This is a genomic window from Geitlerinema sp. PCC 7407, from assembly GCF_000317045.1.
Taxonomy (GTDB): domain Bacteria; phylum Cyanobacteriota; class Cyanobacteriia; order PCC-7407; family PCC-7407; genus PCC-7407.
In genome coordinates this window covers 2022385-2045835 of sequence record NC_019703.1, presented here as the reverse complement: position 1 = coordinate 2045835, position 23451 = coordinate 2022385, and the positions used below count along the sequence as shown (strand labels likewise).

The following is a 23451-nucleotide window of genomic DNA, read 5'->3' as shown; positions in this document are numbered from 1 at the left end:
TGAGGCCAACCATTTTCCTCAAGCTTGCTTTGAGTCTAGTCACTGCGGGAATGGTCATTCTCACAGGAGAAGGGGCGATCGCATCTCTAGCGAGTTCAGCATCACTTCAATCCTTATCGACAACAGATTATCTCTCCAAAGCCCAAGATCTCAACCAAGCAGGAGCACACCAGTTATCCATTGGCAATGCCCAAGCAGCCCTCGAGCTCTGGAAAGAGGCTGAAGCCGCCTATACTCGAGCAGGTGACACAACCGGCCAGTTCGGGAGCCGGCTCAATCAAGTTCAGGCGCTAAAAGCACTGGGGCAGTATCGACGTGCTAGAACTTTACTCGAGCAAATCAATGCCCATTTAAATACTCTTCCCGCCTCTGCTTTGAAAGCAAGCAGCTTGAGGAGTTTAGGCATTGTGCTACTGCGAATCGGGGATCTCTCAGAAAGCAAGCGAGTTCTAGAATTTAGTTTAGAGATCTCTCAGCAGCTCAAGGAAGATCCCGGTAGCACTCTCCTTGCCCTAGGAAATCTCAGCCGAGCTCAAGCAGAACAAGATCAATCTAAGACTAGACAGACTCATTATTTTCGAGCGATCGCCCTTTACCAAGAAGCAGCAGAGACCATCAATCCAGAGACTCGACTACAAGCCCGCCTAAACCTTTTGAGTCTCCTCGCCGACAGCAAGCAAGCAGCGCACGCCTCCCTTCTGCTTCCCGAAATTCAGTCCCTGTTAGAGACCCTTCCCCTCGGCCGTTCCCGCCTCTATGCACAGGTCAACTTCGCCGAAAGTCTAATCAAATTGGCAGCCCACTCGTCTCAAAGCGCCACAGCGCCTGCTGCGATCGCTCAACTTCTGGCTGATACAGTTCACCAAGCCAAAAGCCTGGGGGATGTGCGATCGCAGGCCTATGCTTTGGGGCAGCTAGGATATCTCTATGAAACCTCAAAGCAGTGGAAAGACGCAGAACAGGTCACTCGTCAGGCTATCCAAATTGCTCAGTCAATTCAGGCCGAGGATATTGCGGTTTCCTGGCAGTGGCAGTTAGGCCGGATTCTTCACCAGCAAGGGCGAACTCCAGAGGCCATTGAGGCTTATAGTCAGGCCGTTGACACGCTTGGAGTCTTGCGAGGAGACTTGGTCGCGATTAATCCAGATGCCCAGTTTTCATTTCGAGAGCAGGTTGAGCCAATCTATCGACAGCTTGTGCAGCTGCTGCTGGAGGAGCCAACAGAAAGCCATCTACAGCAGGCACGCGCAGTTATCGAAGCCCTGCAAATTGCCGAGCTCAACAACTTTTTCCGGGAAGCTTGTCTGGATACCCTTCCCCAATCTATCGAGCAAGTCGATCCCAAGGCCGCAGTTATCTACTCTATTCTTCTACCCGATCGCCTAGCAGTGATCCTTTCTCTACCAGAGCAGCCTCTACGCTATCACTTCACTCGCTTTCCCGCCTCTTCTCAAGAGACCAGTCTCTCTCAAAATCAAGGCAATAATAGGATCATCGATCAGACTTTTGATGATCTTTTCGCCAGTTTGAGTCCCTTCATTTCCAGCGCAAATCCACTTCAGCCTCACCAAAAAATCTACGACTGGCTAATTCGACCTTTTGAGCAAGACTTGGCTAACAGTGAGACTCAGACACTAGTATTTGTCCTAGATGGCATCTTACAGGGACTGCCTTTAGCTGCCCTGCACGATGGACAGCAGTACTTGATCGAGAAATATAGTCTTGCCCTAACGCCGGGACTACAAATTTTGCCCTCAAGATCACTCACTCCGGATCAATTTCGGACCCTAGCGGGTGGGATCTCTGAGGAGCGACCAGGCTTCTCAGCACTGCCGGGCGTAGCGGAAGAAATCGAGCAGATATCGACTCTTGTACCTGCCAATGTCCTGCTAAATCAGGCATTCACAACCAGAGCCTTGAATGAGAAGTTAGCATCTGCTGCTTTCCCCATTGTGCACCTTGCAACTCATGGTCAGTTCTCTTCCCAGGTGGACAATACGTTTTTATTAACTTGGGATGGCCGTATTCAGGTGAGAGATCTAGACCGGCTATTAGAAATGGGCGATCGCCAAAATCAACCCATCGAACTGCTGATCTTGAGCGCTTGCCAAACCGCAAAGGGAGATAAACGGGCAGTACTGGGTATGGCAGGTGTAGCCCTGCGATCGGGTGCACGCAGCACGATCGCAACACTCTGGTCTGTGCAGGACGACTCTACATCTGAGCTAATGACGCAGTTTTATATACAGCTGCAAAAACCGGGCATCACTCGCGCAGAGGCACTTCGCCAAGCCCAGCTGTCACTCTTGCGATCGAGCAATTATCAACACCCCTATCACTGGGCGCCATTTGTCCTGATCGGAAACTGGCGTTAGAAAATTAGCGAAGAGGTTCGTCGGCGATCGCCTCTAAACCAACGGTTGGCTGAGCTAAGAAATCTACCCAAATTTTCGCTAAAGCTGGATCTGTAGGGCGCGATCGCCGCTCCTCGGCCAAAGCCGTCAAAGCATCATACCAAATTCCGAATTGTGCATATTCAGCAGCCTTTTCTAAGGCCGAGAGAGAGCCGCTAAGAGGCTCTGTTGGCTCAGCACGCCGAATCCAAGCCGTCACAAAAGGATCATTGGGATTGGGGCGATCGCCGCAGATCATGACTACCGCCCACTGATACACCTTGTCCACTTCCAAAGGCGGCGCATCTTCCTCCATCGAGATCCCTACAATTCCTGCCTCACCCGTAATCTCCACAAAACGCTGTGAATGCGGCTGCCCGCTCTCCTCTCTCACACTCAAAACAATTTGCCGCGCTGACGTCTCTGGCACATAAACCCAAACAGTAGGACGCTCTGCCCAGGTTAAATTAGATTGGTTAGGAGGAACTAAAGCAGTAAGCGCCAAGGGTTGAGTAGATGCACTACTATGGCTAGCCAGTGCATCTTGAGAGCAGAGGCGATCGCTACGCGATCCAGCACCCCGTGTAGGTGGGGGTTCCTCATCAGTTGGAGGCTTAAAGAGAATCTGTTTAATGGGTTTTTGTGCTTTGCTAAGATTGCGGTCTAAAGTCAGTACAGCCTCTTGGAGAAAAGATTGGCCTAGCGCAGGCACTGATCCAATCACTAGCAGAAAACTAAAAGCTATAAGTACAAATACTCGCTGAAGTTGCATACTTCTTAGCTTCTTTGCCATACATCATCCACAATCATACAGCGATATAGGCTGCCCCCATTACCACACTTAACACACCAGCATTAAAGCAATTGTTGAAACCAGACTAACAATAGAGAACAATCGGTGAGATTAGAGAAAGTGATTTGATCAGTTTTGAATTAAAGTCACTTTTGTCCAGGCTGTTTCATATCTAGGATCGATTTAACTCGACTAGATTTCTCTATTTTTAGCCATATACAAGGCTCTTTTAATGTTTCTTTTAATACACTTATATTAATAATATAAATTGAAAAATATTATTTTCCTCTTCTTTTGAAATCAAGGCATATAGATTGGTCATAGATATTGCTGCTTTGACAGAATCCTTATGTAAATTTGGGAGTTGCGTCTGAATCAAACTAGAAAAATTTTCTTTCCTAAGATTTTCGATTTTGCTAATTTTTTCTGAAATTAAATAACTTTTAATTGCCATAACGGGATTAAGTACAGTCGCCAAAACCGATGTAATTATTAGTAGTATATCTGCGATTTTTTAATTCTATCTTTTCGAAATTGATTCATACATTTCTTCTCCTTACACAATCATTTTCGGCAGAGAAACTTGAGAGTGCAGTCAGATAATTCGCTTTAACTTTATAAGAGCTGACGAATCAAGACTGCACTCTCACACTTAAGAGGCGATAAACTAGATGTTAAAAAATTGAGGATTCAGTTTTTAATTATGTGTAGCCATGCGCCTTTTTCAGAAGACATCAATTGCCCCTGAGCATAAATTTGTGCTGCGTGCTCATAGCTACTTGAAGCAACACAGTAGGCATAAACACCATAACTTGAATAGCGAACATTATCACCCGACCTACCGGGAATATACCGAGCATCAGGGAAATTAAATTCCTCCCATGGATCATCTACAATAAATCGGTATGAAAGTGTTCTAGAGTCAGGCTCATGTCCAATCAGGCAAATCACGTGACCACTTTGCGTAAACCAGCCGTGAGTAATGACTACACATCCATCATCAATTGCTTCTTTCGCATCAATTAGAGAGCCAGATTCTAGAAATTTATAACTTTTAACTCGGGATTTCAGGTAGTCACCCATCACATGAGGATCACCAGGCGTACCAATTGAATTTAACGCAGAACGAATTTCCGCAACGTTTGTTGTTCCCAGAACTTTAGCAATGCAGGCGCTTTGACAGGTATGGGCATCTGGTTGGGGAACGTAATCAAGAATCTTAGACATGACATTTTCCTCGACAGTAGTGAGAATTAAGATTTCAAAAGATTAGGTTAGGCGAGGTAATTACTTAAGTTACCCACTTTTTTTCACGCTGTATTGTCGACAATTGAGCACAGGCTTCTGAATTAGAAGATTTTCTGGCAGTATCTATGGATGCCTTCAGCGATCGCCTTTGCAGCTTTTTTTAGTAGATTCTCTGCAAGCTGCATTTAGGATTACATCAATCTCAGTTGTGTCAGGCCCACTAGCTCCTCGCTCAAATCCCTAAACACCGAAGCGATCCTTGAAAGGAGCATGACCACGCTCTAGACAAACTTTCACATTCATCGATAATGTCTCTCAAGAAATACTAGTCACGTTTCACATTTTCGACTGAAGAATAAGACAGCCTAAGTGTCTTTTCAAAATGCAAGAGCATAAACAACGCCACGATAAGTTAACTGATATCTCTGCTTTGCCGTCAGAAGTTTCTGAAAAGCTAATGCCTCTAAATCCAAAGCATTAGGGGCACAAGAATTAGAGAAATGAGAACTTAGCTGATAACAGCTACCACGATAGGTCAGACTAGTCCATAAATTACTTCTCACAAAGCATTCTGCGTTTTGAGCAGGAACAGGGATTGAGTAATCAGTGCCGCGATAACATAGTTTCATCAGAAAGTCTCCTGATTTTCAGCAATACCATTTATCTTTGACTTTTCTATCGATTTTCAATGCTCTGTAATCTCAATCAGATTTCTCTATCGCGATCGCCGTTATACGGTTAGCAATCCTCACTCACAAAATCTTTTATTGCTATTTCAACGACTCTAAAGATCTTAAAGAGCAAGATTAATAGTGGACATTTTGTTGGCAAAACCTTTAATTCAATGTTGTTATTTTGTCAGCCTCTTAGAGTTCTTTAAATCCACAAAACTCATAATAAGCTCATGCAGTTTCTCATAATTTATTTTTTAACTTCCTATTGGTGTAATTCTATACTTCAAATACTGAATTCAGCTTCAAGAACTCTTTGTTTATTAGCGCAGGCTAGATGTAATGCCAGAAACCAGTATTGAGAGATTGAGAAATTTTGATTAAATAGAGAATATACAGAGTCCAATGCAAAGACTGATTTTTTCTGAACTTTCTAGCAGATATCCTATGATTCAGCGATCGCCATTACGCATTTTCTTGTTATGGAGAGCGACTGCAATTCTTGCAGGAATGAGCTTTTTACTGGTTCATCCCTGTACAGCCCAAGTATTGCCAGACAGTAGTCTAGGTGCGGAAAGATCGGTCATCACCCCAGAGTTTGATCCCTCAAGTGGGCAAGTCGATATCATCACAGGGGGTGCTCAGCGCGGTACTAATCTCTTCCACAGCTTTCAAGAATTTAATATTGGCGGACTTCAGCGAGTCTACTTTGCTAGCCCTGGGGGAGTAGAAAACATCCTGTCGCGGGTTACTGGCCCTACTTCATCTACTATTTTGGGTACTTTGGGAGTGCTGGGTGATGCAAATTTATTTTTGATTAACCCCAACGGCATCGTATTTGGGCCTGATGCGTCTCTTGATCTTCGAGGTTCTTTTACCGGAAGTACAGCCCAAGGCATCAAGTTTGCAGATGGTACAGAGTTCAAAGCTGACAATGCTGCAAGCACGCCTCTACTAACCATTACGGTGCCTACAGGTCTTCAGTTTTATGGTACTGAGGGAGATATTCTTGTGCAGACTGGCCAAGTGGTTTCTCTCAACTCTTTTACAGAGACCAGTGATGTCGGAGAGGGTTTTGACAGCAACTCAATTATCAACGATCCAAGGAGTGGTGAAACATTTGACGCCATTTCTGGCAGCTTGAGTCGTGAGGGTGATGTAGATCTATATCCACTTTTTCTCCAGAAGGGAGAACCTTTTGTAGCTAGCACCGTAGCGGGTACAAATCTCAATACTGAATTATTTCTCTTTGATAGTAGAGGCTTTGGCATTGCAGCCAACAACGACAGTGTTGGCATTCAGTCAACAGTTCCTTTGTATGAACCATTCATTCCAGATCGTTCAGGTATTTATTACCTGGGAATTTCTAATTATCCTAATCAGCCAATTAGCGAACAAGGCTCTATTTTTGATTTCGGGGAAAATCCTCGGGGGCCGGGAGCATCCATGCCTCTCAGCGGATGGGACGGTACTCCCAGTCCGGCTATTCGCTCTAGTACGGGACCCTATACTATCAAACTGGGTCCTCGCCCAAATGGTCTACAAGTTAGACCGGGGAAATCTCTAGCCTTCATCGGAAGAGAGATCAGGATTGAAGGGGGAAGGCTAGAGGCACCAGGAGGAAGAATTGAGTTGGCAGGAATATCAGGTGCTGGCGTAGTAGAGATTGTGCAACAAGGCCAGAATGTATCCTTGAGTATTCCCGAGGGAATCACGAGAGGCAATGTAGACTTGGCGAATGATGCAGTCATCAGCGTCGCCGCTGATCAAGGTGGCAGTATCACCCTATATGCCCAAGAGGTTAATCTTTCAGACAGCAGCTTGATAGCGGGGATATCGCCTGGTTTAGGAGAAGAGGGCTTACAATCTGGCGGTATCAGTATCCAGGCAGCGAGAGCCGTTACCTTGGATGAAAGCAGTGTGGTTAATGATATTGCACCGGATGCGCGTGGCAATGGAGGTGGCATTCGAATCAGCACCGGATCGCTTTCGATCATGAATGGATCGGGTCTATATAGCAGAGTATTTGGGGAGGGAAATGCGGGTGATATTCAGATTTTGGCCCGCGATGATGTTCGGCTTGACTACTCTCTGAGTGTGAGCGCTGTTGCACCTTTTGGTAAAGGGCAAGGAGGGGATATTCAGATTGACGCTAACTCTCTCTTCGTCACCAATATTGGTCAACTTGTTGCGCTCACCCAAGGAGAGGGAAATGCGGGGAATGTGATTATTAATGCCCGAGACACCGTTCTCTTTGACGGCAAGGACAGCAGGCTCCCTTTGGCAAGCTCAGCATTTAGTTCGGTCGGCAGTAGTTCTATAGAGGGGCGGAATGCTCGGGGGCAGGGAGGAGACATTCGCATCAGCGCTCGGGCTGTCGTAGTGGCCAATGGCGGAAGACTGTTAGCCAATACAAACGCTTTTGGGGATGCCGGAAATATTAGTCTATACGCTCGTGATTCAATCCGATTTGAAGGTGGTAGTGAAGCGTCTAGTAATGTGAGTTCAATGGCACGAGGGAATGGAGGCACAATTAACGTTATTGCTGGAGACTCTTTATCAGTTCAGCGTGGTTCTAAATTAGAGGTTAGCAGCAGCGGGGCAGGGCTCGCTGGCTCTCTTTCAGCAGAAGCCGAAACAATTCAGTTGAGTGATGGGGGCGTCATTAGCGCCAACACAACCAGTGGTGGTGGAGATATTAATTTGCGATCGCCTCTTATCATTCTTCGGCGCAACAGCAGTATCACAACTAACGCAACGGGTACAGCAACCGGCGGTAATATTGCAGTCGATGCTGGATTCGTTGTTTCAGCTCCCAACGAAAATAACGATATTATCGCCAATGGCTTTGAAGGTTCGGGTGGACAGGTACGACTAGCAGCAGAAAAAACCTTTTGGATAGATCTGCGATCGCGAGAAGATTTGCAGCTGCTGCTGGGCACCACAGATCCCGCCAAACTCGATCCGCGTTTGCTCTCGACCAATGATGTGACGGCCTTCTCCCAAGCCAATCCCAGCATTGACACAGGTCGCGTCATGCTGCAAACTCCGGACCTTGATCCCACTCGAGGTATGACAGCCTTACCCGAAAATCTAGTAGATCCCGGCGACCTCGTTACAGCTACCTGCTCTGTCAATCAAAGAAGTTCTTTTGCCATGACAGGGCGGGGAGGGATACCAGAAGATCCTCGACAGCCTTTGGTTGGGCAGGTGCTGTGGCAAGATGGGCGCTCTGGAGACAGGAAAGAGAGGTCTTCAACACCTCCAGGGCCAATGTCGTCTTCCTCGCCCATCGTAGAGGCTCAGAGTTGGATGATCGATCGCGACGGCAAGGTTACTTTGGTCGCAGCGCAGCCTGATGATCGTCGAGAGACAGCCTTGAGAAGGCAAGGGTGTGCGGTATCGCAAACTTCACCTTAGATGCAGATCAATGATGGATTGATTCTCTCTTGTTTCGGATTGTCGGAGATATTCGATCGCAATGCGCCCCGCTTCGGGGTAGTTTTTCTGGGTCTCGACTAGTAGTGCAAAGGTGCGCTGAAAGCGCAGTCGATCGCTTTGCTTAGCAGTGGCAATCAGGAGGGCGATCGCCGCTCCTAGCAGGCTCAGGAAAGCAGGCACCATGGGAATCCACCAACCCGTCAAGAAAGCCAAGTAGCTACTGCTTACCAAAGTAATAAGCGCCAGCAGCATGGCAGCAGTGAGCTTGAGCGGCGATCGCAATCCCCAAGCCGCGATCGCCCCCATCCCAGACCACAGAAGCACCCAAAGCCATTCTCCCAACTCTGGCCAAACGCGAATCAGCGGTCTAGCATCCAGCGCAGCACCCAGGATTTGGCTCACAATATTGGCGTGCAGCGTCACCCCGTTAATCGGCTTAGAGGCGCCAAACCATCCCCCGTTATAGGGCGTTCGGAAGTAATCGTTCACGCTCTCAGCCACATAGCCAACAATGACAACGCGATCGCGGAACGTCTCAGCCGGCACTTTTCCAGCCAGCACCTCTCTCAAAGCGATATTTAAAAACGCTGCTTCCGTCCCCCGAAAATTGATCAGCAGTTGATAGCCGCCAGCGGCAGCGCGGATATAGCCACCGTCATTTTGCAGAAATGGCTCAAAAATCGCTTTTCCCAGGCGCAAGCGCTGCCCTGACTGATCCAGCGGTTCTAGCGTGACACCTTCTTTCTCCAAATAGGAGAGGGCGAGCTTCGCTGCCAGGCTGTAATGCAGCGTATCTCCGACTATCACGGACAAAAGCGATCGCCTCACCTTCCCGTCTGTATCTTCGATCTGATCAACAAACCCCACCTGCTCTGCCTGAGACAAAATTGGCGGCGGCGCAACCCGCCGCCCAACTACCTTTTCGATCCCAATGAGATTGGGAGTTGATCGAAAAACCTGCGCTAGCTCTGCCTGTCCCGGCGCAACGGGCAAATCACGATAGATATCTAGGCCAATGGCGCGAGGATTTTGAGCCTGGATAGATCGCAGAGTTTGCGCCAGAACGCGATCTGACATCGGATGGCCAACCTGAGTGATATCTTGCTCATCGATCGCCACAACGACCACACGGCGATCGCCCGGTTCTGGGGGTCGCCACCTGACAAATTGATCAAACATCCCCAGTTCTGCCCCTTGGAGCAGCCCCAGCGTTCGCACCAGCAACACCGGCAGCGTCGCCCCCAGCATACCTGCCAGCAACCACAGCCCCCCAATGCGCCGATTGCGCACCTCCTGACTCGCTCGCTGTCGCGCCGTAGCCAAGATTCGACTTGCCTGCTCAAAGGTTTCCAGCGTCGTTTGGACCTCTCGCTTTGCCAGCTCCTGACTTGCTCCCAGAAACTGATAATCCTCATCGCTCAAACTCTTGCCCAGCGCCCAGGTCAGCGCCTCCTGCAACGTTTGCCCCCGCAGCAGAAAGCTCTCATTTCGGGGACTCGCTGCCAGCCAAGCCTCCAGCGCGGGCGCATAGGGGCGCAGCTGCCTGAGGTGATGGCGGACCCACGCCAGATCAAACACCGCTTGATAGATTGGATTCTTGACAACCAGATATCGCTGCTGGTTACTGACCAGACCAGAGAGCAACAGCTCGATATGCTCACGGCTGCCGTCAAAGGCCACACTACCCTGCAACAAAATTTGCTGATAGAGCCCCAGCAATCGCCCCGTCAAAGAAGACGCATTCAGCAGGCGATCGCGAATGGTCCGCAGATGCTCCGGCTCGTCGTGAAACTCCCAATCCTGCACAATGAATTTTTGGACCAGATGATGAATATGCTCATTGTCCGAGAGCGATGGGGCCTCCGGAGGATACTCCACCAGCAGCCGACAGAGCTTTTGGACCAAAAATGGCTGTCCTCCAGTCCACATCAAAATCGACTGGAGGGCCCGCCGTGGATCTCGGACGCATCCCACTAACCCCCGCACCAGGGGCTGCGCATCCGCAGCCAAAAATCCCCCCAAGTCGATCGCCCGACCCACATTAAAAGGCGTCCTTTGGAGGTCAGTCATCAAATCCGACGGCGTCGTCACCCCCAAAAACGCAAAAGTCAGCCGACGATAAGCAGGCTTGACACTTCGACGGTTGTGACAGGCCCGGATCAGCCCAAAAAAATCATTCAGCGAGAAGTCCAGGCCCCGGACACTATCTACCTCGTCGAGGAAGAGTACCAGGTCGGGCTGGCTCTCTCCTGAATCCGCCACTTCCATCGCCAGAATCTCTTCAAGCAGCAGTCCTAGACGCTGGACCGGCGGCAGATCCAGATGTTCATCCCACCAGCGCTTCAAATTCATGCGCTGAAAGAGCCCGAGAGCCTGCCAGAGCTCCACCGCAAACCCCTTGTACCACTGCTCTGGCTTCAGCGTCTCAGTGCCAATTCGGGACAAGTCGATCGCGCCGCACCACACGCCATCCTGCTCTAGGCGATGCAGCACCCGCACCATCAAGCTAGACTTTCCCATCTGGCGTGCATTGAATACATAGCAAAACTCACCTCTACGGAGAGCTTGATAGAGGTCATCGTCCGCCGGTCTGACAACGTAGTAAGGATAATCCTGAGCCAGACTTCCACCAACTTGGTATTGATTCATACAGGGGACTCAGGACACTGATAAAAATTAGACATTTCTTAACTGAAAATCCCTGGGTTTTTCAGGAATTCAGCAGGCTAAATCTTCGCATTTTGCTCAATCAAGAAGCTGAAAAAATCTCTTAAAATTGGCACACATTTACTATTTAAGGAGATAACTTTAGTTTTTCTGGCAAGCAATCCATAAATCCCATAAGATATCTAATAAAAATTTCATACGATTACTCAAAAATCTTTGCCCCTCTTGCCAGAGTGCATCAAGACTCATGAACGTTGATATTCTCCTAGAAAATCTAAACCAAACCCTAGCCCTCCAGCGAGGCCGACCTCTAAATTCTGTTGAAACGCTGCTGCTCAAGGGAATCTGGCAGCAGCAGACCTATATTCAAACTGCTGAAGAAATTGGCTACAGCGCCGGCTATCTAACCAATGTCGTTGCTCCCGAGCTTTTACACAAGCTTTCGGACCTCGTGGGCAGACGAGTGACCAAGAAAAACTGTCGCATTCTTCTCGAGGCCTACGCCTCTAGTCAGGTTCCTTTAGTAGGGCCAGTATCTCCAAACCCTGCACTCTCTGCGCAGCAGCTAAGTGGAGAAATTTCTCCTAGTTTTCCGAGTGGTGCGATCGCGGCTGGTTCACCTTTTTATATCGAGCGTCCGCCCACCGAGACGCAGATATATGCAGAGCTAGGTAAACCGGGGGCCTTGGTGCGCATTAAAGCTCCTAAGGAAATGGGGAAAACCTCTCTCATTTTGAGAACCTTAGAATTTTTTAGGCAGCAGGGATACTTAACGGTTTATCTCAATTTAGAGCAAATAGATCTGGCAATTTGTGGAAACCTCAATCGATTTTTGCGCAGTCTCTGCGCCAGCATCACTCGCCAACTAGAGCGAGATCCCAGGCTGGATGACTACTGGGATGAGGACATCGGCAGCAAGGTAAGCTGTAGTCTCTATCTGCGGCAGCACCTCCTAGAGCAGCTTCAGAGTCCCCTCATCGTTGCGATCGACGAATTGAATCGGATTTTTGAATATCCCCAGGTCGCTCAGGATTTCCTGCCGCTGCTGCGCTCTTGGTATGAGGAGGGCAAGCGAATTCCGGCCTGGCGAAATCTACGCTTGATCGTTGCTCACTCGACCGAAGTCTATGTCCCTCTTCAGATCAATCAATCGCCCTTCAATGTGGGACTAGCAGTCCAGCTCGCAGGATTCACCCCAAAGCAGGTCCAGCAGCTTGCCCAGCGCTATGGCTTGGACTGGGAAAGAGATACGTCTGCCCAGGAACTAATGGCGATCGCAGGCAATCACCCAGCGCTCATTCACACGGCGATCTATCACCTTGCTCAGCGCAGGCAAACTCTCAGCGAATTGCTAGATACAGCTCTCACACCGACAGGCATTTATCACCATCATTTGCAGCGGCACTGGATCACGCTGCAACAGCAGCCCAATCTGGCAAGAGCTTTTTACCGTCTTTTGCAGACACAGGAGCCCATTTCTCTAGAGGCGGGCATTGCTCACCAGCTCACCAGCATGGGCCTCATTGACCCAGGGAGCGGGCGTGAGACCAAGATTCGGTGCGAGCTGTATCGACAATATTTCCAGGCGCAGCCGATACCCGCGATCGACTCTGTTTCTAGTTGGAGCTAGCAGCTTGGCGATCGCGAAGCTCCCAGCTGAGTTTTGAGGGATATTCAGGCGCACGATTTCACCCATCTTTCAGAAAACATGGATCGCAATCTCAGCACTCAGCCTCGGTCAGCGGCTTCGTCTGGTCTTCCTGCAGCAGGCTGGCAGGTGCACTACCGGAGTCTTCTCTGGCTGGGGCTGCTGGGCAGCGTGAGCGCTCCAGCGGCCCAGGCTATCCCTGACCAGCCAGCGCTGATGCTGCAACCTCTCCTGAGCCAGGTGCCTGCTGCTCCGCCCCCCGATATCCTGGAGCCTCCCTCCCAGCGCTTTCCAGGGCCAGAGGCCCTCCCCGCTCCCGCGTTGCCCAGTCTAGACGAGCTCTTGCGTCCGCGTGACCCACAGCCCGACCCAGAGGCCGTGGAGCAGCCCGAGAGTGAGGTGCCTACAACGATCATTGTGCAGGGATTTGAGGTGGTGGGCAGTACCGTCTTCAGCGCGGAGGAGCTAGCGGCGGTAACCCAGCCTTTCACGCAGCGGTCAATCTCTTTGCCAGAGCTTTTTCAGGCTCGCTCGGCGATCACCCAGCTCTATATCGACCGGGGATATATTACTTCCGGCGCCTATATTCCACCGCAGACCTTGCAGGATGGCCGGGTAATCATTCAGGTCGTGGAGGGGAGCCTAGAAGAGATTGTGGTGACGGGCACCCGGCGTCTGCGGCCTGACTATCTTCGCAAGCGGCTGGCGATCGCCGCTCGACCTCCTCTTCAGCGCGATCGCCTTCTAGAAGGCTTACAACTCTTACAGCTCAATCCCCTGATCGAGACGCTCTCTGCTGAGCTATCGACTGGCACCAGAACAGGCCAAAATCTGTTGACGGTCCGCGTCCAAGAGGCCAATACGTTCAGGACCGAACTTGCCCTAGACAACCAGCGATCGCCCAGTGTGGGGACATTTAGTCGTCAGATTCAGCTCAGCGAAGCCAATCTTTTGGGGCTGGGAGATCGTCTCAGCACTGCCTACACCAACACCGATGGCAGCAACACTTTAGATATCGCCTATACATTGCCTCTCAATGCGCGCAATGGCACCCTTAATTTTGCCTACGGCACTTCTAGCAGCCAGGTGATCCAGGGCCTCTTTGATCAGCTAGATATCAACGCAAGCTCGCGCTACTACGAACTGACGCTGCGCCAGCCGCTGGTGGAAACGCCTCAAGAAGAATTTGCGCTCAGCCTCAGCGCCAGCCATCGCCAGAGCCAGTCCTCCCTGCTGGGGGGAGAGATTCCATTTCCGGCCCGGGGCGCAGATGAGCAGGGACGCACCCAGGTTTCAGCGCTGAGATTTTCCCAAGAATGGACGCGCAGGAGCGATCGCCAGGTTCTGGCGGCACGCTCTCAGCTCAACATGGGCCTTGGTATTTTGGATGCCACTCTCAATGAGCAAGGCCCCGACAGCCGCTTTTGGTCGTGGCAGGGCCAGGGACAGTGGGTCAGGCTCCTGGCGCCGGATACGTTGCTGCTGCTGCGCGGGGAGTTCCAGCTAGCCGACCGACCGCTGGTGCCCCTGGAGCAGTTTGGGCTGGGAGGACACGGGAGCGTGCGCGGCTATCGCCAAGATTTGGTGCTGGCGGACAGCGGAGCACTGGTATCTGCGGAGATGCGTCTTCCGATCGCGCGCGTTCGGCGATGGGACAGCGTCTTGCAGCTGACGCCTTTCGTGGACTTTGGCACGGCGTGGAACCGAGACAGTGACTCTGTGCTCAGCCCTAGCACTCTGGCTTCGGTAGGTCTGGGACTACGCTGGCAAATGGGCGATCGCCTGAATGCTCGCGTCGACTGGGGAATTCCCCTGCGATCGACCCATGAAAACAACCGCACTTTGCAAGAAAAGGGACTCTATTTTTCTATCTTTTACAGCCTTTTCTAGCAGATAATCTCTACCTCTCTAGCTTGCTTTTTCGAGCGATCGCGGGTTATCTCTTCGGCCAATTAATGGCTCAGCATCAGCCTAAAATCAATAGGAGCAATCATCTCGGCCCAACCCCATGAGCGACCCGCAGCAGCACCTGCAAGACCTCGACGATCGCATCGAATCTAGAGTCCAAACCATTCGCGCAGAGCGGGATTGGTGGCCCTGTCAGCGCGGCTGCGATCACTGCTGCCGCCACCTCGCCCATCCCCCTGAGATCAGCCAGGCCGAATGGGACCGCGTCGATGCAGCGGTGGCTGCTCTCCCCGAGGCTGAGCGCGCTGTCGTTGAGCAGCGGATCCAGGAACTCCTGGCCCAAATTGCCGCCGACGCCGTGGGCAACGCCGTCGTCTGCCCCTACCTCAATGAAGCCGAGGGAGCCTGCCGGATCTACGCCTCTCGCCCGATTCCCTGCCGCACCTACGGCTTCTTTGTGGCTCGCGATCACGACCAGTACTGTCATCAAATCGAGCAGGAAATTCGCGATCGCCCCGATGAGGTGATTATTTGGGGCAACGCCGAAACCCTCCGCCAAGAAGTCGCCCAGATCAGCAGCGCTCCTATTCCCTTTGAGCAGCACTATTTGAGCAGCACTATGAGACCTCGCCCAGCCTGAGCTAGAGTGAAGTCGCTCTCAAGCCTGTGGGCTTTGTAGCCACTTCCTCTTCATGCTTCAGCGATCGCAGCTTATCGTTGTCAATTTTCTCATTCGATATCTCACCAACCTATTAAAAGCTAGCTGTATCGGCGCCGGTTTGGGCTTTTTTCTTTTCGGGTTCTTGCTTTTTCTACTCATGTTCAGCACTCGCCAGGACGGCTCGCTGCCTGATAATTCCCTGGCCGATCTCTTTGTCAAATTTCTGGTCACCATGGCCGATCCCAGCGGGCAAGGCAACTTTGAGGGAGGCCCCGTCGAGCTTGGGGCTGCCATCTATCTTTTCCTGCTACCCTATCTCTCGATCGCCTCGATTATCTTCACAGTGCTTCGAGAGATCACGCAAAAAGATCTCCTAGCTCGGATCACGCCTTCTCTCTCCGATGCTTTGCGGGGCGGCTTGATTTTATTTCTCTCTTTTGGCTTTATCTCTCTTTTTTTACCGCTACCAATTCCTGGAATCGCCCGTATCTTTCTTTTTCTAGTGCTGTATCTTCTGGTTGCCGTCAACTGGGTTCTGTTGGCAGGCATCCACCAAATTGGCCACAATCTCCAAGTGGCTTGCAGCAGGCGACAGGCTCAAGGCAAATTCATTGATCTCTTCAGCTGGGCGATCGCCAGTATCGGTCTGGTGATTCTTCTCCAGAGTCTCGCGCCCCTGCTACCAACTCTCTAAAGTATTTCCGCCATCGGCATACTCTGACATCTCCAGCGTGCCTCGATAGCCCGTCACAATGCGACTGCCATCGCGCAAGATATGAATTTCAATCTGATCGCTCGCCCACGAGATCTGATCCGCCAAAGCAGGATTGAAGACATGCACGCGCTGGTTACTGGATGAAACTGGCGAGTTGGGAGAATGGATCGCGAGGGACTCCACGTAGGGACCATCAATCAAGATATCTAGCTGATCGAGGAGATCTTGAGCCCCAGCCGGCGCATAGTCCGATCGCAGGTGCTCTAGGGTAAACCCCGTGAAGGCCATCACCGTCAGGCCCTGAGCCTTGAGCAGGCGAGCTAGAGCTGCCAGAGCCGGAGCCTGCCAAAACGGCTCTCCTCCGGAGAAGGTTATTCCCTGATTGCGAGGATTGGCCAGCACGCGCTCCGCTAGGCGCTCCACGGAAATGAGATGGTTAATATCAAAAGACCACGACTCCGGATTAAAGCAGCCCTTGCACTCGCGCAGACATCCCTGCACCCAGACAACAGCCCGACAGCCGGGACCATTGACTGACGATTCATCCACGTATCCCATGATGTTGAGATACCCCGGCGGAATCTCTAGCAGTTGCAAGTAGGCTTGGTTGCGATCGTGGGTAGAAGTCATTCTGGTTAGTTTTCCGTGGGAGGTTTACAGCAGTAGTAGAGAAAGTCCCCGCGATGGCGCATCGTGGGGACGGAGAGCCAGCCCTTGGGCATCGGGCTGGCGTTAGCAACACCAACTTTTAGCGAGCTTGGGCGATGTCCATGATGGTGTCCATGGCATTGCCAGCGGTCTCCACCTTGGCGATGTCCAGCGTGGTCTTCACCACGGTGTCTGGGTTGAGACTCATCGAGTCGATGCCAAGCTCCACCAAGAAGCGAGCAAACTCTGGATAGTCGCTGGGAGCCTGGCCACAGATGCCGATCTTACGACCGTACTTCTTGGCTGAGCGAATGGCGATCGCCACCATCCGCTTCACCGCCTCATTGCGCTCATCAAAGATGTGCGCCACCAGCGCTGAGTCGCGATCGAGGCCCAGGGTCAGCTGCGTCAAGTCATTCGAGCCAATGGAGAAGCCATCAAAGACCTCGCTAAACTCATCGGCGTAGATGACGTTACTGGGCAGCTCGCACATCACGTAGACCTGCAAGCCATCCTTGCCCCGCTCCAGGCCGTACTTGGCCATCTCCGCCAAAACCCGGCGACCCTCATCCGGAGTCCGGCAGAAGGGAATCATCGGGATCACGTTGCGCAGGCCCATCTCATTGCGCACCCGCTTGAGCGCCTTGCACTCAAAGGCAAAAGCATCCCGGTAGCGCTCGTCGTAGTAGCGAGACGCCCCCCGCCAGCCGATCATCGGGTTTTCTTCCTTCGGCTCAAACTGGCGGCCTCCCAGCAAGTTTGCATACTCGTTGCTCTTGAAGTCCGACAGGCGCACGATCACCGGATTGGGATAGAAAGCCGCGGCAATGGTGCCCATACCGTAGGCCAGCTTATCGATAAAGTAGGCTGGCTTATCGTCATAGAGCGCCGTCAGCTTGGCAATCTTCGCCTTGACTGCTTCGTCCTCAAGGTGATCGAAGTGCAGCAGAGCCAGGGGGTGCACCTGAATGTGGTTGGCAATGATGAACTCAAGCCGCGCCAGGCCGACCCCGTCATTGGGAATAGCGGACAGCCCAAAGGCTTCTTGGGGATTGCCGACATTCATCATGATCTGGGTACGGGTCCGCGGCAGGTTCTCAAGGGCAACCTCGCGCACCTCAAAGGGCAGCAGACCGGCGTATACTCGGCCCTCTTCTCCCTCGGAGCAGGAAACCGTGATTTCTTGGCCGTTTTCGAGAACAGACGTTGCGTCGCCACAGCCGACGATGGCCGGAATGCCCATCTCCCGGGCGATGATGGCCGCGTGGCAGGTGCGCCCGCCCTGGTTGGTGACGATGGCGCTGGCCTTCTTCATGATCGGTTCCCAGTCAGGGTCCGTCTTGTTGGTCACCAAGACCTCGCCCGCCTGGAACTGGTCGATCTTGTGGACATCCAGGATGACGCGGGCCTTGCCCTGGCCGATGGCTTCCCCAACGCTGCGCCCGGTCACCAGGACCTCGCTGCGCTCTTGCAGGTGGTAGCTGCGCAGAACGTTGGAAGCCTTCTGGGATTGGACCGTTTCGGGGCGAGCCTGAACGATAAACATCTCGCCGGTGATGCCGTCCTTGGCCCACTCGATGTCCATGGGGGTGTAGATCCCGCGGACTTCGGAGTAGTGATCCTCGATCTGGCAGGCCCAGCGAGCCAGCAGCAGAATTTCGTCATCGGTGATGCAGAACTGAGCGCGATCGCGTTCATCAACCGATACGTTCTTGGTCGACTTGGAGCCGCCCAGGTCATAGACCATCTTGAGCTCTTTGGTGCCGAGGCGCTTCTCTAGGATGGGCCGGAAACCGTCTTTTAGGGTCGGCTTGAAGACAAAATACTCGTCTGGGTTGACGGCCCCCTGCACCACGTTTTCGCCGAGGCCGTAGGCCGCGGTCACGAGGGCCGCGTTTTTGAAGCCGGTCTCTGTGTCAATGGAGAACATGACGCCAGAGGAGGCCAGATCCGAGCGGACCATTTTCTGAACGCCAACGGAGAGGGCGATTTCGAAGTGGTCAAAGCCCTTGATTTGGCGGTAGGAAATGGCGCGATCGGTAAAGATGGAGGCGAAGCACTTGTGGCAGGCTTCGAGGACGGCGCTTTCACCGTGGATGTTGAGGTAGGTTTCCTGCTGCCCTGCAAAGCTGGCGTCGGGCAGGTCTTCGGCGGTCGCGCTAGAGCGGACGGCTACGTCTGTATCGGGTCCGTAGCGATCGCACAGTTTGCGATAGGACACCGCGATCGACTCTTGGAGGTCGGTTGGGAAAGGCGTATTGAGAATTAGCGATCGCGCTCGCTTACCGCGCTCTCGCAAGTTTTGAACATCTTCAACATTCAAATCCGAGAAAAGTTCTCGCAGCTGAATTTCAAGACCTGCTTGTTGAATGAAATATCGATAGGCGTAGGCCGTCGTTGCGAAGCCATTGGGAACACTAACGCCTTTTGGCATTAACTGCTGAATCATTTCTCCTAAGGAAGCGTTCTTGCCACCTACTAGAGGAATATCAGCAATTCCAACTTCATCAAACCACAGCGTAAAGGCTCGATCCTTAGAAACGACAGAGCTTTGAGAGCCTGCAGATGGTGTGCTAACCATAAGGCTTTTCACCAATAGAGTGAGGAACCTGGTGTAGATTTGGAACTCTTTTGTTGTTTTAGTTCCTTATCTTTGAACTCACCTATTTTTGTCTCCAAGAACATCATAATCTGCCAAGGGATAGAGGGAGCCTAAAGAAATGTGTGGGAAACATACAAACAGGACATAAACAACTTTTTAAGTGTTTTATCATTAATTTCTCATCAAAATATCGTCAAAAAATCATTGATTCTGATTGATAAAAATCGCAATTAATGACTTTTTTTTTCATAGTTTTTCAGCTTGGCTTCCTCTGTCCGCCGCCTCTGAAAAATAGGGGCGATCGCCAAACCCTAATTTTTTGGTTGCGCTAAGCCTTGGGATCGATCCCCCGACCCAACAAAAAGCGATCGCCTCTGAGGACCTCAGAGGCGATCGCCTTCAACAGAGTTTTGATTGAGCAATGCCCATCTAGGCCAGAGCAGGCCCGCGCCTAGGCGGCCACCGGCTGCAAACGCGCCAGGAAATTGCGCAGGAGCTGCTTCCCTGACTGGGTCAAGACACTCTCTGGGTGAAACTGCACCCCTTCAATGTGGGGATAATCCCGGTGACGAATCCCCATGATCGTGCCGTCCTCAATCCACGCCGTGATTTCCAAAACTGGCGGGCAGGTGTCGCGATCAATTACCAAACTGTGGTAGCGCGTTGCCGTGACCGGATTTTCTAGCCCCTCAAAGACGCCCACCCCCGTGTGGTGCACCGGCGAGGTCTTGCCGTGCATCAGCTCTGGTGCCGATACCACATTTCCCCCAAATACCTGACCGATGCTCTGGTGACCCAGACACACCCCCAAGATCGGCATAGTCGGCCCCAGATCCCGGATCAGGTCCAGGGAAATGCCCGCATCCTCTGGGCGGCCGGGCCCCGGAGAGATGACGATGCCGTCGGGCTTGAGGGCGCGGATTTGGTCAAGGGAAATGGTGTCGTTGCGATAGACCTGGATCTCGGCGGCAACCGGCAGCTCCGCTCCCAGCTCACCGAGATACTGCACCAAGTTGTACGTAAAACTGTCGTAGTTGTCGATGACCAGAATCAAGGCCTTTCTCCACCAATCAAAAGGTTGCACAAGGTTGCACGTTGGGAGGGCGATCGCTCGCTGGCACCCCAGCCTCCTAACGGCAGCAAGCCGACGCCTCAGCTCGAGACACCAGCCCCTAGATCTATGATGCCAGAGTCCCATCCTGCCAAGGGTTCGCCGAAAACTCCAGCGATCGCCCCCAAAAACCAGGTCAGGCTGTATCGTGCAAAACCCTGCAATTCAAACGCAGATCTATATACTTCGGTAGGGTCGTCGGAAATAAGCTATCCAAGTCCCAGACGGACCAAAATCGGGGGCACCAGCAGCGCCAGCCCGACCAGCAGCGCCGCTAGGGCAGACACAAGCACCGCTCCTGCCGCACAGTCCTTTGCAATGCGGGCCAGTTCATGATAGGTCTGCTTCACCGTCAGGTCCACCACTGACTCCAGAGCCGTGTTGATCAGCTCCATCGCCAGCACCGCCGCCACCGTCAAGCCCAGCACCGCCACCTCAACCGGCGGTAGCTGTAACGCCAGGCTCAGGCCCACCACCACACAACCAATCACCGTGTGGATCCGAAAATTTCGCTGGGTCTGAAACGCGTAGCTCATCCCAGCCCAGGCGTACTTGAAGCTCACGAAAAGATTTACGGCAACCCGCCAAGACAACTCCCGGTTCGATCGCCCGGTTTTGAGCGGGGGAGTAGAAGAATGTTGGGTCTGGGTCGGAACTTCTTGTGCCATAGCCAGGAAACTAGAGAAGAGGGGATCAGCAAGGCGCGACAGCACGGCACAAAAGCAGCGACTGCCTAAGAATACAGATCGTAAAACCGGCCCAAAAGTTCAGCAGCCGATTTCAAACCTCAGGTTGACTCTACTCGATCCCCAACGCTAAAACCAATAGTTTTCAGCAAATTTTCCTGCTGAGCCAGCATTTCGATCAGGCTGTCATCGTCTGGATGGTCCCATCCGAGGAGATGCAGCAGCCCGTGACTGGCCAGCCAGGCCAGCTCAGTCTCCAGAGAGTGGTTTTGCTGCTGGGCTTGGCGGCGGGCGGTGTCCACAGAGATCACGATGTCTCCGAGATACACCGGCTCATCCTCCGGCATTTCTGACACGGTCGGGTAGTCGACCTCCAGCGCCGCGAAGGACAGGACATCCGTCGGCTGGTCTTTTTGACGATACTGGGCGTTGAGGGTCTGCACCTCTGCGTCAGTGGTCAGGCGCAGACTCAGCTCATAGGAGCGTTCCGGCGACATATCCTCCGGCAAGCCCTGGCACCAAGCCGTAAACCAGGTCTGCCAAGTTTCTGGGGCGATCGCGCCTCCGCTCTCCTCCGCAGCCTCGTAGTGATCTTCAATAAAAACTTCGACGGACACGTATTCTTCGCGTTTGGCAACCAGCATAGGAATGGATGGGGTAAAGACAGTTTGGCCTTAGCGGGTCAGGTAAGCGAGCCCTACGAGCAGCCCCAAAAGGCCGGTCACCGTCAGAAAGAAGTGCTTGAGAGACGTGCCTTTCTTGCGGACCATATTCCGCATGGCGAGCTTGGTGTAGCTGGCAGGGGGCTCTGCGGGAGCTGCGGGATCGGCTTGGGGGGTGTCGTCGGTGACTTGGGGCGCGGAGTCAGACATGGCCAAACAGGATGAACAACGATGGGGCAGTTCCAAAGATGGAGCTACTTAACACATCTTAACAATTTGATGGGCGGTTGAAACTGTGGCGATCGCGGATCGATCATCTCGGGGCGATCGCCACAGTCGCAAAACCAGAGCCTGCCTACACCGTAGCGGTTTCCAGCATTTGATTTTCCTGGCGCAGGCACGATTGAATAAACGGATCTAGTTCACCATTCATCACGTCCTCGATCGCCGTCGTTTCCAGATTCGTCCGCAGATCCTTCACGAGCTGATAGGGGTGGAACACGTAGTTGCGAATCTGGTTGCCCCAGGCCGCCTCGACCATATCGCCCCGAATATCGGCGATTTCCTTGGCCCGCTGCTCTTGGGCAATGATCAGCAGCTTGGCCTTCAAGATGGCCATGGCTTTTTCTTTGTTTTGCAGCTGCGATCGCTCCTGGGTACAGCGCACCGCGATCCCCGTCGGCAGGTGGACTATGCGGACTGCCGTCTCCACCTTGTTGACGTTCTGGCCGCCTTTGCCGCCTGCTCGCGACGTCGTGATCTCCAGATCTTTGTCGGGGATATCCAGGGTCACCCCGTGGTCAAGCACCGGCATCACCTCCACCCCCGCAAAGCTGGTCTGACGTTTGCCGTTGGCGTTGAAGGGCGAGATGCGCACGAGGCGGTGAGTTCCTTTCTCGACCTTGAGATAGCCGTAGGCATAGCGCCCGTCGATCTCCAGGGTGGCGGACTTGATGCCTGCTTCGTCTCCCTCCGAGAGTTCGGTCAAGTGGACCTTGTAGCCGTGGGCTTCTCCCCAGCGGGTGTACATGCGCAGGAGCATTTCGGCCCAGTCCTGGGCGTCGGTGCCGCCAGCCCCCGCATTGATGGTCAGCACAGCGCCGCTCTTGTCGTAGGGGCCCGAGAGGAGCTGCTGGAGTTCCCACTGATCCAGGTCTCGGCTGAGCTGGGTCAGGCTTTCTCCCGCTTCGATGCGCAGCGCCTCATCTTCTTCGAGCTCTACTAGCTCCACCACCGCTTTGGCATCCTCGAGGCTGGCTTGCCAGGTTTCTAGCTGCTGCAAGCTGGACTTGAGGTCGTTGAGTTCCTGGAGGGTTTTCTGAGCGCTGGTTTGGTCATCCCAAAACTCAGGCTGAGCGGCGATCTGCTCTAGATCTTGAATCCGGGCGGTCAGGGCCGGCAGGTCAAAGATAGTCCTGGGTTTTACCCAGGCGGCCAGAGAGCAGATCAATCTCGCGTTTAAGGTCGGTCAAATCCATGGGTGCGATCGCTTAAATAGTTGAATTCGAGTCGTGATCAGGCTTTGCCGTGGGCAAAGCGCTTACGTCCATCTTAAGGGCTAGGCGATCGCCGCTGGTCAGTTTTTGCCGCCTGCTCC

General features: G+C 52.6%; 18 protein-coding genes. 6 read left to right on the top strand and 12 right to left on the bottom strand.

What is annotated here, in order from left to right; all coding sequences use genetic code 11:
- Positions 1-50 precede the first annotated feature (50 nt).
- Positions 51-2375 carry a CHAT domain-containing protein gene (locus tag GEI7407_RS08595; RefSeq protein WP_190274182.1) on the top strand — a complete coding sequence of 775 codons (2325 nt, stop codon included), beginning with the start codon at positions 51-53 and terminating at the stop codon, positions 2373-2375.
- 4 nt (positions 2376-2379) lie between these two features.
- Here GEI7407_RS08595 and GEI7407_RS20015 read toward each other — a convergent pair whose 3' ends face one another.
- The 4 genes from GEI7407_RS20015 to GEI7407_RS21985 all read right to left on the bottom strand — a co-directional run bounded on the left by GEI7407_RS20015 (position 2380) and on the right by GEI7407_RS21985 (position 5063).
- On the bottom strand, positions 2380-3186 hold the full coding sequence (locus tag GEI7407_RS20015; protein ID WP_015171754.1) for a DUF928 domain-containing protein: 807 nt from the start codon (positions 3184-3186) through the stop codon (positions 2380-2382).
- Positions 3187-3436: 250 nt separating this feature from the next.
- Entirely contained in the window at positions 3437-3664 is a 228-nt protein-coding gene (locus GEI7407_RS20990) for a hypothetical protein (protein WP_150109747.1), read from the bottom strand.
- Between the two features lie 212 nt (positions 3665-3876).
- Entirely contained in the window at positions 3877-4413 is a 537-nt protein-coding gene (locus GEI7407_RS20985) for a hypothetical protein (protein WP_015171753.1), read from the bottom strand.
- Positions 4414-4811: 398 nt separating this feature from the next.
- The gene (locus GEI7407_RS21985) at positions 4812-5063 is read right to left on the bottom strand and encodes a DUF4278 domain-containing protein (protein WP_015171752.1); all 252 of its coding nucleotides are present in this window, start codon (positions 5061-5063) and stop codon (positions 4812-4814) included.
- A 447-nt stretch (positions 5064-5510) separates the two neighbouring features.
- On the opposite strand from GEI7407_RS21985, the gene GEI7407_RS20005 reads away from it, so the two are divergent.
- A complete protein-coding gene (locus GEI7407_RS20005; RefSeq protein WP_081587303.1) occupies positions 5511-8525 on the top strand; it encodes an S-layer family protein in 3015 nt (1004 codons plus the stop codon).
- On the opposite strand, the gene GEI7407_RS08575 is transcribed toward GEI7407_RS20005, so the two are convergent.
- Positions 8517-11195, bottom strand: a complete 2679-nt coding sequence (locus GEI7407_RS08575) for a CHASE2 domain-containing protein (RefSeq protein ID WP_015171750.1) — start codon at positions 11193-11195, stop codon at positions 8517-8519. The two genes, GEI7407_RS20005 and GEI7407_RS08575, sit on opposite strands and share 9 nt — an antisense overlap.
- Positions 11196-11460: 265 nt before the next feature.
- Between GEI7407_RS08575 and GEI7407_RS08570 the strand changes: the two genes are divergently transcribed.
- The 4 genes from GEI7407_RS08570 to GEI7407_RS08555 all read left to right on the top strand — a co-directional run bounded on the left by GEI7407_RS08570 (position 11461) and on the right by GEI7407_RS08555 (position 16124).
- Positions 11461-12843, top strand: a complete 1383-nt coding sequence (locus GEI7407_RS08570; protein WP_015171749.1) for an AAA-like domain-containing protein — start codon at positions 11461-11463, stop codon at positions 12841-12843.
- Between the two features lie 78 nt (positions 12844-12921).
- On the top strand, positions 12922-14751 hold the full coding sequence (locus tag GEI7407_RS08565) for a ShlB/FhaC/HecB family hemolysin secretion/activation protein (protein WP_015171748.1): 1830 nt from the start codon (positions 12922-12924) through the stop codon (positions 14749-14751).
- A gap of 118 nt (positions 14752-14869) precedes the next feature.
- Complete coding sequence (locus GEI7407_RS08560) at positions 14870-15409, top strand: YkgJ family cysteine cluster protein (protein WP_015171747.1); 540 nt, start codon at positions 14870-14872, stop codon at positions 15407-15409.
- Between the two features lie 178 nt (positions 15410-15587).
- The gene (locus tag GEI7407_RS08555) at positions 15588-16124 is read left to right on the top strand and encodes a hypothetical protein (protein ID WP_150109746.1); all 537 of its coding nucleotides are present in this window, start codon (positions 15588-15590) and stop codon (positions 16122-16124) included.
- Here GEI7407_RS08555 and GEI7407_RS08550 read toward each other — a convergent pair.
- The 7 genes from GEI7407_RS08550 to prfB form a co-directional block, all read right to left on the bottom strand.
- Complete coding sequence (locus GEI7407_RS08550; RefSeq protein ID WP_015171745.1) at positions 16110-16775, bottom strand: 4Fe-4S single cluster domain-containing protein; 666 nt, start codon at positions 16773-16775, stop codon at positions 16110-16112. The two genes, GEI7407_RS08555 and GEI7407_RS08550, sit on opposite strands and share 15 nt — an antisense overlap.
- Before the next feature lie 118 nt (positions 16776-16893).
- Positions 16894-19374, bottom strand: a complete 2481-nt coding sequence (gene ppsA / locus GEI7407_RS08545; protein ID WP_015171744.1) for a phosphoenolpyruvate synthase — start codon at positions 19372-19374, stop codon at positions 16894-16896.
- Positions 19375-19846: 472 nt separating this feature from the next.
- Positions 19847-20449, bottom strand: coding sequence for an aminodeoxychorismate/anthranilate synthase component II (locus GEI7407_RS08540; protein ID WP_015171743.1), 603 nt, complete (start codon positions 20447-20449; stop codon positions 19847-19849).
- A gap of 266 nt (positions 20450-20715) precedes the next feature.
- Positions 20716-21174 carry a diacylglycerol kinase family protein gene (locus GEI7407_RS08535; RefSeq protein ID WP_015171742.1) on the bottom strand — a complete coding sequence of 153 codons (459 nt, stop codon included), beginning with the start codon at positions 21172-21174 and terminating at the stop codon, positions 20716-20718.
- A gap of 119 nt (positions 21175-21293) precedes the next feature.
- Positions 21294-21836, bottom strand: a complete 543-nt coding sequence (gene ybeY, locus GEI7407_RS08530) for an rRNA maturation RNase YbeY (protein ID WP_015171741.1) — start codon at positions 21834-21836, stop codon at positions 21294-21296.
- Between the two features lie 30 nt (positions 21837-21866).
- The gene (locus GEI7407_RS08525) at positions 21867-22064 is read right to left on the bottom strand and encodes a DUF3285 domain-containing protein (RefSeq protein WP_015171740.1); all 198 of its coding nucleotides are present in this window, start codon (positions 22062-22064) and stop codon (positions 21867-21869) included.
- A gap of 145 nt (positions 22065-22209) precedes the next feature.
- A protein-coding gene (gene prfB / locus GEI7407_RS08520) for a peptide chain release factor 2 (RefSeq protein WP_150109745.1) occupies positions 22210-23332 on the bottom strand; the annotation gives its coding sequence in 2 pieces (ribosomal slippage) (positions 22210-23259 and positions 23261-23332; 1122 coding nt in all).
- Positions 23333-23451: the final 119 nt, after the last annotated feature.

Bases quoted from the DNA above. Each gene is read 5' to 3' on its own strand.
- GEI7407_RS08570 (WP_015171749.1), top strand. From the start codon at position 11,461: ATGAACGTTGATATTCTCCTAGAAAATCTAAACCAAACCCTAGCCCTC.
- GEI7407_RS08535 (WP_015171742.1), bottom strand. From the start codon at position 21,174: ATGGCACAAGAAGTTCCGACCCAGACCCAACATTCTTCTACTCCCCCG.
- GEI7407_RS08595 (WP_190274182.1), top strand. From the start codon at position 51: ATGGTCATTCTCACAGGAGAAGGGGCGATCGCATCTCTAGCGAGTTCA.
- GEI7407_RS20015 (WP_015171754.1), bottom strand. From the start codon at position 3,186: ATGGCAAAGAAGCTAAGAAGTATGCAACTTCAGCGAGTATTTGTACTT.
- GEI7407_RS08575 (WP_015171750.1), bottom strand. From the start codon at position 11,195: ATGAATCAATACCAAGTTGGTGGAAGTCTGGCTCAGGATTATCCTTAC.
- GEI7407_RS08555 (WP_150109746.1), top strand. From the start codon at position 15,588: ATGTTCAGCACTCGCCAGGACGGCTCGCTGCCTGATAATTCCCTGGCC.
- ppsA (WP_015171744.1), bottom strand. From the start codon at position 19,374: ATGGTTAGCACACCATCTGCAGGCTCTCAAAGCTCTGTCGTTTCTAAG.
- GEI7407_RS20985 (WP_015171753.1), bottom strand. From the start codon at position 4,413: ATGTCTAAGATTCTTGATTACGTTCCCCAACCAGATGCCCATACCTGT.
- GEI7407_RS20005 (WP_081587303.1), top strand. From the start codon at position 5,511: ATGCAAAGACTGATTTTTTCTGAACTTTCTAGCAGATATCCTATGATT.
- GEI7407_RS08560 (WP_015171747.1), top strand. From the start codon at position 14,870: ATGAGCGACCCGCAGCAGCACCTGCAAGACCTCGACGATCGCATCGAA.
- GEI7407_RS21985 (WP_015171752.1), bottom strand. From the start codon at position 5,063: ATGAAACTATGTTATCGCGGCACTGATTACTCAATCCCTGTTCCTGCT.
- GEI7407_RS08525 (WP_015171740.1), bottom strand. From the start codon at position 22,064: ATGTCTGACTCCGCGCCCCAAGTCACCGACGACACCCCCCAAGCCGAT.
- ybeY (WP_015171741.1), bottom strand. From the start codon at position 21,836: ATGCTGGTTGCCAAACGCGAAGAATACGTGTCCGTCGAAGTTTTTATT.
- GEI7407_RS08565 (WP_015171748.1), top strand. From the start codon at position 12,922: ATGGATCGCAATCTCAGCACTCAGCCTCGGTCAGCGGCTTCGTCTGGT.
- GEI7407_RS08550 (WP_015171745.1), bottom strand. From the start codon at position 16,775: ATGACTTCTACCCACGATCGCAACCAAGCCTACTTGCAACTGCTAGAG.